This is a genomic window from Bacillus sp. Nf3 (genome assembly GCF_003028545.1).
Classification (GTDB): Bacteria; Bacillota; Bacilli; order Bacillales; family Bacillaceae; genus Bacillus; species Bacillus safensis.
Genome location: NZ_PYUA01000010.1, coordinates 58,080 through 70,724, shown reverse-complemented (window position 1 = coordinate 70,724; position 12,645 = coordinate 58,080). Strand labels below are relative to the sequence as shown.

At 39.0% G+C, this 12,645-nt stretch carries 11 protein-coding genes; 4 read left to right on the top strand and 7 right to left on the bottom strand.

The genetic code is table 11. The annotated features are described in order from the left end of the window. Positions 1-424: 424 nt before the first annotated feature. The 7 genes from gyrA to dnaA form a co-directional block, all read right to left on the bottom strand. Positions 425-2,929 (bottom strand): DNA gyrase subunit A, encoded by a 2,505-nt coding sequence (gene gyrA, locus C9414_RS18095; RefSeq protein ID WP_041089367.1) that lies wholly within the window; start codon positions 2,927-2,929, stop codon positions 425-427. A gap of 232 nt (positions 2,930-3,161) precedes the next feature. Then, entirely contained in the window at positions 3,162-5,078 is a 1,917-nt protein-coding gene (gene gyrB, locus C9414_RS18090; RefSeq protein WP_047203629.1) for a DNA topoisomerase (ATP-hydrolyzing) subunit B, read from the bottom strand. Positions 5,079-5,135: 57 nt separating this feature from the next. Continuing rightward, on the bottom strand, positions 5,136-5,381 hold the full coding sequence (gene remB / locus C9414_RS18085) for an extracellular matrix regulator RemB (protein ID WP_039175827.1): 246 nt from the start codon (positions 5,379-5,381) through the stop codon (positions 5,136-5,138). Between the two features lie 17 nt (positions 5,382-5,398). Then, positions 5,399-6,511: a DNA replication/repair protein RecF gene (gene recF, locus C9414_RS18080; protein WP_047203626.1), complete on the bottom strand. Its 1,113-nt coding sequence runs from the start codon at positions 6,509-6,511 to the stop codon at positions 5,399-5,401. A gap of 16 nt (positions 6,512-6,527) precedes the next feature. Then, positions 6,528-6,743, bottom strand: a complete 216-nt coding sequence (yaaA, locus tag C9414_RS18075; RefSeq protein WP_008360916.1) for a S4 domain-containing protein YaaA — start codon at positions 6,741-6,743, stop codon at positions 6,528-6,530. A gap of 150 nt (positions 6,744-6,893) precedes the next feature. After that, a complete protein-coding gene (gene dnaN / locus C9414_RS18070) occupies positions 6,894-8,030 on the bottom strand; it encodes a DNA polymerase III subunit beta (protein ID WP_039175825.1) in 1,137 nt (378 codons plus the stop codon). A gap of 196 nt (positions 8,031-8,226) precedes the next feature. Next, the gene (gene dnaA, locus C9414_RS18065) at positions 8,227-9,567 is read right to left on the bottom strand and encodes a chromosomal replication initiator protein DnaA (protein WP_024424073.1); all 1,341 of its coding nucleotides are present in this window, start codon (positions 9,565-9,567) and stop codon (positions 8,227-8,229) included. Between the two features lie 620 nt (positions 9,568-10,187). Between dnaA and rpmH the strand changes: the two genes are divergently transcribed. The 4 genes from rpmH (at position 10,188) to jag (ending at position 12,321) form a co-directional block, all read left to right on the top strand. Next, on the top strand, positions 10,188-10,322 hold the full coding sequence (rpmH, locus tag C9414_RS18060) for a 50S ribosomal protein L34 (protein ID WP_073208224.1): 135 nt from the start codon (positions 10,188-10,190) through the stop codon (positions 10,320-10,322). Between the two features lie 78 nt (positions 10,323-10,400). Continuing rightward, the gene (rnpA, locus tag C9414_RS18055) at positions 10,401-10,760 is read left to right on the top strand and encodes a ribonuclease P protein component (protein WP_008360906.1); all 360 of its coding nucleotides are present in this window, start codon (positions 10,401-10,403) and stop codon (positions 10,758-10,760) included. A 158-nt stretch (positions 10,761-10,918) separates the two neighbouring features. Next, a complete protein-coding gene (gene spoIIIJ, locus C9414_RS18050; RefSeq protein WP_087976621.1) occupies positions 10,919-11,701 on the top strand; it encodes a YidC family membrane integrase SpoIIIJ in 783 nt (260 codons plus the stop codon). Beyond that, positions 11,698-12,321 (top strand): RNA-binding cell elongation regulator Jag/EloR, encoded by a 624-nt coding sequence (gene jag, locus C9414_RS18045; RefSeq protein ID WP_039182938.1) that lies wholly within the window; start codon positions 11,698-11,700, stop codon positions 12,319-12,321. The genes spoIIIJ and jag overlap by 4 nt, the downstream gene beginning before the upstream one ends. Positions 12,322-12,645: the final 324 nt, after the last annotated feature.

Below are 12,645 nucleotides of genomic sequence, written 5' to 3'. Positions count from 1 at the left end.
GCATGTATTAGGCACGCCGCCAGCGTTCGTCCTGAGCCAGGATCAAACTCTCCGAAAAAGTACAAAACCGAAGTTTTGTTTTTCGTCAGCGTTTGACTGACTACCTATGAAGTATCATAGGATTTTTTTATAAAAACTCGAATTAACAGGTACGTTTTGTCTTGTTTAGTTTTCAAAGAACTTGTGTGTCACTCTCTCAAAGCGACCACTTAAATATATCATATATCTCTATCAACAGTCAACGTTTTTCTTAAAAAACATTTTATTTTTTTAAGAAGTTTCCACTGTAGAAGAGATAAAAAATAGAGCCTCTTTTTGCTCCTTTGAAAGATTAACACATATCTATGAAAAAAGCATTATAAATTTCAAAAAAACTCATGTTTTTTTAGAAAAAAATAAAGCCGGTGAAGAACCGGCTTTATTTTTACTCAGATTGCTCTTGATCTGACTCTATAGTTTCTACGTTTTCTTCACTATTCTCTTCATCATCTTCTTGTGATTGTTCAACTAATGCCACTGTAGCGACATGTTCATCATCACCAAGACGAATCAGGCGGACACCTTGAGTGACTCGACCTGTTGTTGAAATGTCTGAAACGGCCATACGAATGATCACGCCGCTTCCTGTAATAATCATCAAGTCCTCTTCAGCTTCAGCATTCGTTGCCTTCACTGCGACAAGCGGACCATTGTTATCAGTGATTTTACATGTTTTAAGACCTTTACCGCCCCGGCTTTGAACACGGTATTCTTTTTCAGGTGTTAACTTACCATACCCTTTTTCGGTTACGATCAATACGTTTGCATCTGGCTCAAGGATTTCCATCCCAACAACGATGTCATCCTCAGAAAGCGTAATTCCTTTCACGCCAGCCGCCGTACGTCCCATTTCACGAACGTCTGTCTCGTCAAAACGAATCAGCATACCTTTTTTCGTACCAATGATGATTTGTTTTTCTCCATTGGTTAAACGGACAGCCATCAGTTCATCTTCGTCACGAAGACTTAATGCGATAAGTCCATTGTTTCGAATGTTGGCAAACTGAGATAATGATGTTCGTTTTGATACACCGTGTCTTGTTGTAAAGAAGAGATACGAATCTTCATCAAATTCGCTTACTGGAATAATGGCATTAATCCACTCTCCCTTTTCTACTTCAAGCAGGTTAATAATCGGAATCCCTTTCGCCGTTCGTCCGAATTCAGGAATTTCATATCCCTTCGCACGATAGACCTTCCCTTTATTAGAGAAGAAGAGGATCGTATCATGGGTAGATGTTGAAATCAGCTGTTCTACGAAATCATCCTCATTGGTTCCCATGCCCTGAACACCTTTACCGCCTCTTTTTTGGCTGCGGTATGTTGATGCAGGCAGACGCTTGATATAACCATTATGAGTCAGCGTAATCACAATATTCTCAACAGGGATCAAATCTTCGTCTTCAATTGTTTCAATACCTGCCGTCACAATTTCAGTACGGCGCGTATCATTGAAACGTTCTTTGATTTCTGTTAATTCTTCTCTAATGATTTCAAGAACTTTCTCATTGTCTGCTAAAATGGCTTTCAACTCAGCAATCAAATCAACAAGTCCTTTGTATTCTTCTTCTATCTTTTCTCTTTCCAAACCAGTTAAGCGCTGAAGACGCATGTCAAGAATGGCCTGTGCTTGTTTTTCGGACAAGCTATAGTTCTCCATTAAGCCATTTCTCGCAATTTCAGCAGTTTGAGAGCTTCTAATTAATGCAATGACTTCGTCTAAGTGGTCAAGAGCGATTCTCAAACCTTCTAGAATATGAGCTCTTGCTTCAGCTTTACGAAGTTCATATGCTGTTCTTCTGCGAATGATCACTTTTTGATGCTCTAGATAATATTCAAGACATTGTTTGAGGGACAAGACTTTCGGCTGTCCATCAACTAGTGCCAATAAGTTGATCCCAAATGACGTTTGGAGTGTCGTTTGTTTATAAAGATTGTTTAATAGAACGTGGGCGTTCGCGTCTCTTCGCAGTTCAATTACAATCCGCATACCATTACGATCAGACTCGTCACGCAGATCTGTAATGCCATCAATCTTTTTATCGCGCACAAGATCAGCGATTTTTTCAATCAAACGGGCTTTGTTGACCTGATATGGAATTTCATTGATGACAATCCGCTGCTTACCGCTGGATGTTTCTTCAATGATAGACTTTGCACGTAATGTAATAGAGCCCCGGCCTGTTTCATATGCTTTACGAATTCCGCTTCGGCCAATGATTTGTCCCGCAGTTGGGAAGTCTGGTCCTGGAATGATATCCATTAGTTCCTGTGTTGTCATTTCTGGGTTTTGACTAATCGCCAGTACACCATCAATCACTTCACCTAGTTGGTGAGGCGGAATGTTGGTTGCCATCCCTACAGCGATACCTGTTGCCCCGTTGACTAATAAGTTCGGGAATCGAGCAGGCATAACGATTGGTTCTCTTTCACTGCCATCGTAGTTATCTTGATAATCAATCGTATCCTTGGTGATATCACGCAGGATCTCCATTGAGATTTTTGATAGACGCGCCTCAGTATAACGCATGGCTGCTGCACTGTCTCCATCGACAGAACCAAAGTTCCCGTGTCCTTCAACTAGCATATTTCGATAGTTAAAGTCTTGCGCCATACGAACCATCGCTTCATATACAGCGCTGTCACCGTGAGGGTGGTACTTACCGATAACTTCCCCAACGATACGTGCAGATTTCTTAAATGGTTTATCACTTGTCATACCTAGGTCATTCATCGCATACAAAATTCTTCGATGCACGGGCTTCAATCCGTCTCGCACATCTGGTAATGCACGCGAAACAATAACACTCATTGCATAATCTAAAAAGGACGTACGCATTTCTTGACTAATATTCACTTCGCGTACATTTGGTGTATGTTGTTCACTCACTATAAGAACCTCCCTTTACGTATCACATGAAATAAATTATGTGGGAGTAAAATATGTATTTATCTTCACAAGACTATTCTCCATTATATCAATAATCTCGGCTTTATACACATTAATTTACTAGAAAATCAACGAAAACACGGAAAACCAGGACATTCGTTTCACACCCCTGTTTCTTGAAAAACAACCTTATTCCAAACAAGAAATAAGGTTGTTCTCAGAAGGGATTCATCTAAATATCAAGGTTTTTCACGTATTGTGCATTTTCTTCGATAAAGTTCCGTCTTGGCTCTACTTTATCTCCCATCAGCATTTCAAATGTCTCATCAGCATCGATCGCATCCTCAAGTGTGACTTGAAGAAGTGTTCTCGCATCAGGATCCATTGTTGTTTCCCAAAGCTGAGTCGCATTCATCTCTCCAAGACCTTTATAACGCTGGAGTCCAGGCTTTGGTGTTTGAGGTAGTGATTTTAACAGCTCATCCAGCTGTTTATCGTTATACACGTACTCCACACGTTTTCCTTGCTGCACTTTATATAAAGGCGGCTGTGCAATATACACATAACCGTTTTCAATGATTTGACGCATGTAACGATAGAAGAATGTTAAGAGAAGCGTTCGGATATGCGCTCCATCTACATCGGCATCTGTCATGATCACAACTTTGTGATAGCGTGCTTTCTCTAAAGTGAAGTCTTCTCCGATTCCAGTTCCTAACGCTGTAATCATTGCGCGAACTTCGTTGTTCGATAAAATTTTATCTAAACGAGCTTTTTCTACGTTTAGGATCTTCCCTCTTAACGGTAAGATTGCTTGGAAGTGACGATCACGGCCTTGCTTAGCAGATCCGCCCGCAGAATCTCCCTCTACAATATAGAGCTCAGAGATGGATGGATCTTTTGAAGAACAGTCCGCAAGTTTCCCAGGTAAGCTGGAGACTTCCAGCGCACTTTTACGTCTTGTCAGCTCACGAGCCTTTTTGGCAGCCATTCTTGCACGAGCCGCCATCAGTCCCTTTTCCACAATTTTTTTCGCAGAATCAGGATTTTCAAGCAAGAATTTCTCAAGTGCTTCAGAGAAAAGGGAGTCAGTGATGGTTCTGGCTTCTGAGTTCCCAAGCTTTGTCTTCGTTTGTCCTTCGAATTGAGGGTCTGGATGTTTGATGGAGATAATGGCTGTTAAGCCTTCTCGCACATCTTCACCGCTCAAATTCGAATCCCCATCTTTGAATACGCCATTTTTACGAGCATAATCATTGATGACACGCGTTAGACCAGTTTTAAAGCCAGCTTCGTGCGTTCCGCCTTCATACGTGTTGATATTGTTGGCGAAGGAATAGATATTGCTTGTATAGGAATCGTTGTATTGTAATGCCACTTCAACCGTGATTCCGTCTTTCTCACCTTCGATATATACAGGCTCTTCATGAACGACTTCTTTTGAGCGGTTTAAATGTTCTACATAGCTCTTAATACCGCCTTCGTAGCAGTATTCATTTTTCCGCTCTTTGCCTTCACGCAAGTCTTCTATGATGATGTTTACACCTTTTGTTAAGAAAGCTAACTCACGCACACGGTTGGCAAGTGTATCATAATCAAATTCAATGGTTTCATTGAAAATTTCTGGATCTGGCACAAAGTGAGTGGTTGTCCCGGTTACATCTGTTTCACCAATAACCTCTAAATCTCCCACTGGAACTCCGCGTTTGAACTGCTGATAATGAATTTTTCCGTCACGGTATACGGTCACGTCTAAGGTAGTAGATAATGCATTTACAACAGATGCCCCTACACCATGCAGACCGCCTGATACTTTATAACCGCTGCCGTCGAATTTACCGCCAGCGTGAAGAACAGTCATAATGACCTCTACGGCAGGACGCCCCATTTTCTCATGAATCCCAACAGGAATCCCGCGGCCATTATCTTTTACTGTAATGCTGTTATCTTTTTCAATTTGCACTGTAATGTCTGTACAATAACCAGCTAATGCCTCATCAATACTGTTGTCGACAATTTCCCATACAAGATGGTGAAGTCCTTTTGCATTGGTTGACCCAATGTACATTCCTGGACGTTTTCTAACAGCTTCTAGTCCTTCAAGCACCTGTATCTGATTTTCATCATAACTATTATGTTGCTGTTCCATTGCCACGTACATTCACCTACACTTTTCTTAAACGATATATTTATATGAATTGAGCTTTTAGACTTCAATTTCAATCACAAACGAAGCACGTTTTTTGAGCGTGCTTGAGGAAAGAGGAGAGTAATAAACAGATTCAGTTGTGACGACAATGGATTTGGGTGTCCCTTGGGATAACGAAATGATTTGTTTCTCTTGTTTTTGTAGAAACTCTTCTACAACAGAAGACGACCTCATTTTGTAATCAACAATTGCGACAATCTCTCGTGTAGAAACAACACAATCATCACCTAAATGAATATACAAGACTCACACCTCATTTATCAGTCAATTACTTTTCCACTGGCTACTCTGAAAATTTCCGCTTCTTTCAGGGTGGCGTGATCGATACCTTCAACACTTGTTGTGGTGACGAAGGTCTGGACACGTCCCTGAATGGTATGGAGCAAATGAGACTGTCTGTAATCATCAAGTTCAGATAACACATCATCAAGTAGAAGAATAGGATATTCTCCGATTTCTTCATGTATCAGATCAATTTCTGCCAGCTTTAGTGAAAGAGCTGTTGTTCTTTGCTGCCCTTGAGAGCCATATGTCTGAACATCCCGACCATTTACAAAGAAAAGCAGGTCATCTCTGTGAGGTCCCCACAGTGTCACCCCTCGGTCTATTTCTCTCTCTCTTAGTTTCTGAAACGATTCTTCATAGCTATTCTTTATTTTCGACAAGTCTGACGCTTCTGATACCTCTATTGCCGTCTGGTATTGGAGCGTGAGTGTTTCTAGCTCTCTAGAAATCCCAAAATGAAGCGGCTGCGCCCATTTTTCGAGCTGTTTCGTAAAAGTCAGTCGTCTTTTGACAACTTTCGCTGCCGCATCAATCAACTGCTCTGTTAAAACCTCCAGCATCGCTTGATCCGTTTGCTTTCTTGTCTGCAATTGTTTCAAGTAATGATTACGCTGAGAGAGGATTTTTTGATAGAGCGATAAATCATGCAAGTAGACAGCAGAAACTTGTCCAATCTCCATGTCGAGGAATCTTCTGCGGATTTGCGGGCTGCCTTTCACAAGACTTAAGTCCTCTGGCGCAAACATGATGGTGTTTAACGCACCAACATAATGACTGAGCTTCTGTTGTTCAATGTGATTGACCTTACCTTTTTTCCCTTTTTTTGAGATCACGAGCTGCATTGGGAGTGGACCATTTTTTTTAATGACTCTACCTTCTATTTTAGCATAGTCTTGGTCCCATCGGATAAGTTCTTTATCATTTGACGTACGATGAGACTTTGCCATCGACAATACATAGATCGCTTCCATCAAGTTCGTTTTACCTTGGGCATTCTCACCGATCATGACATTCACCTTATTGTCGAATTGAAGCTCGGTGTGTTCATAATTTCGGTATGAAGTTAACGCCAGACTTTGAATGTACATGTATTGTCACCCGTTTCTAATTCACAACTTGAAATGTGCCGTAACCTTCAATCTCGACAACATCTCCTGGGTATAGTTTGCGTCCCCGTCTATTATCTGGCTCTTGATTAATGAACACCTCATGTTCACTTAAAAACCATTTCGCCATTCCGCCAGATTGGATGACTTCGGCTAATTTCAAAAACTGCCCTAATGTAATCATTTCTGTTTCAATGGTTATAAGGTTAGGCATTGTATCGACCTCTTTCAATATCACTAATATCTAATTGTACTAAAAAACAAGACAAGAAGGAAAGGGGGAAAGCGAACTGGGATGAAAGAAAGCATGGAAAACGAGAAGAAAAGCTGCTGTGCACTCACACAGCAGCCATTTTAGATTGAATTAATAAGTTCTTACCGGAAGAATCAATTGCAGGATAGAATCATCATTCGGCGTACGCAGGAGGAACGGTCTCATTGCACCAGTGAAGCTTACATGAATATCGGTTCCCTCTAATACTTTTAACGCATCCAGCATATATTTTGGACTGAAGGAGATTTTAAGATCTTCCCCTTTAATATCATCTGCTTGAACCGTCTCCACCACTTTACCGATCTCAGGCGAATTAGAAGAGATTTCAAGGCTTTGTTCAGGATCAGCTGACAGTTTCACGACATTATTACGTCCTTCCCTTGCCAAAAGTGATGCACGATCAATGGCTTGAAGGAACTCTTTCGTGTTGACCACGACATCCGTTTTACTTTCTTGTGGGATCAGACGAGCTGTATCTGGATAATTACCATCCAGCAATCTTGAGAAGAACAAGACGTTTTGTGCTTTAAAAAGAACTTGTGTTTCTGTAATGACGATGCTCACAAGATCTTGTCCATCATCAAGAATTTTACTTAGCTCTGTTAAACTCTTCCCTGGAATGACGACATTATACGAACTTTCCTCGTTAATATCTAACTTCGCTTTTCTTAAAGCAAGACGGTGGCTATCCGTCGCCGTGCATATTAATTCACCTTTTTCAACTTTCCAGTTTACACCTGTCAAGATAGGTCGTGTTTCTGAGGTGGACACTGCAAAAACAGTTTGACGAATCAAGTTTTTAAGCAGATCTGTCGGAATTTGAAATGCATGATGCTCTTCAATTTGTGGAAGATGCGGATATTCTTCAGCATCTAAGCCGTTTAAGTTAAATTCTGCTGAACCAGAGCGGATGATGGTCAGGTGATTTTGTTCTACTTCAATTTCGACAGTAGCCATAGGCAGTTTCTTTACAATTTCACTAAAGAAGCGGGCTTGAAGTACAATACTTCCCGGACGATCAATGGTGATAACCTCTAAATCTCCATCTCTTTGAGGAATGAAAGATTCAATTGAGATATCAGAATCGCTTCCTGTTAGAGAAACCCCTTCATCAGACGCAACAATTTTAATCCCTGTCAAAATAGGAATCGTTGTTCTAGAAGATACGGCCTTTAATACATCTTGGACACTTTGGACAAGACGATCTTTTTGAATCGTGAATTTCATAGTGGTCCTCCTAAATTTACTTAATGACATGTATATATATTTTATTAATAAAAATCGTAGAAGTAATAGTAGGGCTTGTGAATATGTGGATAAGTCGAGAAAAAGAAAGGAAAGACAGCCTATCCACATGTGGACAGACTGTGTATGACTATGCTCTAGTTATTCACATTTTCCCGTACTCATTATATCAGCTTGGTTATTTTAATTGTTCTTTGATCTCTTTGACATGCTGCTGAAGCTGTTCATCTTCAACGATTAATTTCGAAATCTTCTCATGAGCATGAATGACAGTCGTATGATCACGACCTCCAAATTCTTCTCCGATTTTAGGCAGAGAGGAATCGGTCATTTCTCTAGAGAGGTACATGGCAATTTGTCTTGGATAAGCAACTGACTTCGTACGTTTCTTCGCTTTGAAATCCTCTAATCGAATATTAAATTGCTGCCCTACAATTCTTTGAATATCTTTAATTGTAATGACCTTTGGCTTCGATGAAGGAATGATGTCCTTTAGTGCCTCAGCTGCTAAATCTGCATTAATGTCTTTATTAATTAAAGATGAGTAAGCAACGACACGAATCAAAGCACCCTCCAGCTCACGAATATTGCTGTCGATTTGATTGGCAATGTACAGCATGACTTCATTTGGAATATCTAAGCCTTCTGCTTTTGCTTTTTTGCGCAGAATTGCGATACGTGTTTCTAGATCTGGCGGGGTAATGTCTGTAATTAAGCCCCATTCAAATCGAGAGCGCAATCTGTCTTCAAGTGTCGGAATTTCTTTCGGAGGCCGGTCACTAGAAATGACGATTTGCTTACTTTCTTCGTGAAGTGTGTTGAATGTATGGAAAAACTCTTCTTGAGTTTGTTCTTTTCCTGCTAAAAATTGAATATCATCTATCAAAAGCACGTCTACATTCCGATAACGGTTACGGAAGTCGACAGCTTTGTTATCTCGGATTGAGTTGATAAATTCATTAGTAAATTTTTCAGATGAAAGATAGACCACTTTGGCTGATGGATTATGGTCGATCACATAATGACCAATCGCATGCATCAAGTGAGTCTTTCCTAAACCAACGCCCCCATAAATAAAAAGCGGGTTATATGCTTTTGCTGGTGCTTCCGCGACTGCAAGTGAAGCGGCATGAGCAAAACGGTTGCCTGAACCAATAACAAAAGTATCAAATGTATATTTTGGATTCAGCATATTTTGTGGAATGTCAACGGGCTCTTCTTTAGACATTTTTTTGATTGGAGACTTTGGCATGGCTTCCTCTTCGTCCTGATTTTGAGGAATAATAAATTTAATGCTGAGCTCTTCACCTGTTAGTTCATAGATGGTATCAGCAATTAAGTGAAGATATCTTGACTCGAGCCAATCTCTAGCAAATTCATTTGGTGCCGTAATTGTAAGCGTATCTCCCTGAAGAGAATGGGCTTTTGTCGATTTCATCCAAGTCTCAAAACTGGGTTTGCTCAATTTTGTCTCTATTTTTTGAAGTGCTTTATTCCACAGATCCAAAATATTTTCCATAAGGCCTCTCCCCCCTCCTTTTCTTTTTAAAATGACCAGTATCAAACTGTTATAGAACACGAAAAAGAGCAAATGGTCATCACCATTCGTGCACATACATTGTTGAAAACAATTAATATAGTAGAAAAACGTCTTTTCGACAAATTACACAAGCTGTGGATAAACAATTCAACAGGCTGTGTAATAACTTTCCACAGGTTATCCACAAATTGTGGATAATATAAATGGGCCAGATAAGTAATTAAGAGTTAAAACACAAATATAATATCAAAATAAACAAGATGGTGCAATGGGTGTCACAAACTTATCCACACACTTTACATCCTGTTGAAAAATAATTATCCACATCGGTTATTTGTGTGAAAAAAATGTCGATAATGGGTGTGGATAGTCTAAATATGCCGGAAAAATATCCACATCCATGTTTTGAAGGTCTTTTAGGAGGAAAAAAAGAATAAAATGCTGGAAACTAAAAAAGAAGGTTTCTTCGTTTGATAACTTATGTTATGCTTATAAGGTTGATAATAAGAGTTTTATCATTGATATTGACAATCGATGGGTTACACAAATATAATGAGTTAGACTGTCTTAAACAGCTATTCCTCAGGGAGGTGTCATAAATGAAAAGAACGTTTCAACCAAATAACCGTAAGCGTAGTAAAGTTCATGGCTTCCGCAGCCGTATGAGTACTAAAAACGGACGTCTAGTTTTAAAGCGACGCCGCAGCAAAGGTAGAAAAAAATTATCAGCTTAGGCCACTGAATAATGTCAGTGGTCTTTTTTACATAAAATCGTAAATGAACTGTCAGTTTTTATCGGAGTGGAAGAAAACATGAAGAAGCGAAACAGGCTAAAAAAAAATGAAGAGTTTCAAAAGGTGTTCAAAAAAGGTCAATCAATGGCAAATCGCCAATTCGTTATTTACCAGCTGGATCAGCCAAATCAAGATGAACTGCGTTTAGGATTGTCTGTCAGTAAGAAGATTGGTAATGCAGTGATAAGAAACCGAATTAAACGACTGATCCGTCAGGTGTTTTTAGAGGAAGGTCATAAGTTAAAGCAAGAAAAAGACTACATTGTCATTGCACGAAAACCAGCGAGTGAATTGACCTTTGAAGAAACAAAGAAGTCTCTCCAACATTTATTTAGAAAATCCGCTGTTTATCAACAACAACCGAAAAAGTCTTCGTAATAGAAACTTTCGTTGAATCAATTTTTAAAAGCGCTTCCTTCATCTAGTGAATTAAAATGAAACCACCACTTTGCAAAGAAAAAATGTTACCATACTGATTAGGTGAGTCACTTTCTTAATCAATTCCAACTTAAATAAAGTTTGAAGTCATGGGAGGAATCTTGTTGAAAAGGCGATTATTACTAATATTTAGCTTGATTGGCGTATTGGTTTTATTGGCAGGATGTACACAGATCAATGAACCAATTACATCAGATAGTAAGGGATTCTGGAATTCTTATATTGTTTACCCGCTATCTCAATTAATCACGTACATGGCAAACTTAACTGGTGAAAACTATGGTGTAGCGATTATTATTGTGACACTGTTAATTCGCTTGCTTATTTTACCATTAATGATTAAACAGTTAAGAAGTACAAAAGCGATGCAAGCATTACAGCCTGAATTGAAAAAGCTTCGTGAAAAATATAGCTCTAAAGATCAAAAAACACAGCAGCAGCTTCAGCAGGAAACAATGGCCCTTTTTCAAAAAAATGGCGTCAATCCGTTAGCAGGCTGTTTCCCAATTTTAATTCAAATGCCAATCCTTATTGGTTTCTATCATGCAATTATGAGAACAGCAGAAATTAAAAAGCATACATTCTTATGGTTTGACTTAGGCAGCCCAGATCCATTGTTCCTATTACCGATTATTGCGGGTGTAGCTACTTTCATTCAGCAAAAGCTGATGATGGCTGGAAATCCTTCGGACAACCCTCAAATGGCTATCATGCTATGGGTGATGCCGATTATGATCGTTGTGTTTGCAATTAGTTTCCCAGCAGCACTTTCATTGTACTGGGTTGTAGGTAACATTTTCATGATCATTCAAACATTGGTGATTAAAACACCTCAAGTAAAAGTTGATACAAAAGAAAAAGCTGGCGGGAATAAAAAATGAAGGAAATAACTGCTGTCGGTCGCACAATCGAAGAAGCAGTAGATTCCGGACTTAAACAAATTCAGCTACTACAAGAAGAAGTAGAAATCACAATAGTAGATGAAGGAAATAAAGGGTTTTTAGGATTATTTGGTAAAAGACAAGCTGTGGTCAAGTTAGTAGAAAAGATAAATGCACTTAAATTAGCTACACAGTATTTAGATAAAATTGTTAAGTCTATTGATCCTAAAGCAAAGATTATTTCCAAACAGGAACCGAAAAAGATTTCTTTCCACATTGATGGAGATAAAACGTCATTAATGATTGGAAAAAGAGGCCAAACATTGTACTCTTTAGAAACTCTGGTACAGCTAGTGTTTAATCGTTATTCTGATCAGTATCATCATATAACAATTGATATTGGCGATTATAGGAAGAAACGACAAGAAGCACTTGAACAATATGCCGTCAAAACAGCAAATCGGGTTTTAAAAACGAAGAGAAAGGTTCATTTAGAACCAATGCCTTCGAATGAACGAAAAATTGTTCATGATGCGATTGCTGCATTCTCTAAAGAACTTGCAACAGCATCTGAAGATACAGGCAGCAAGCGTCATGTTGTGGTGTTGTATAAAAAATAGCAGAAAGGCTAAGATTCAGCAAAGCTGGATTTTAGTCTTTTTTTATTGAAAAATTGCTTTTTATAGATGATTCATCCTTTATTTCTAAAAATTAAGTGTGAGATATGAGTGTAAAACGTCATTTTAACAAGTAAGTAAAGGGGTCAGGGCGTTTAAATTTATTGGATTTAGGTGTAAGATGTGAAGACAAGTTTCAAACGTCGTTATTCACATGTGGATAAGTTAAGTGTTAAAATAGATAAGATGCAAAGCTGTGGATAATTAGATATGGGATACTTTCACTTCGCTTTCATTTATGGTATCTTTAAATTTTGGATTAAGCGT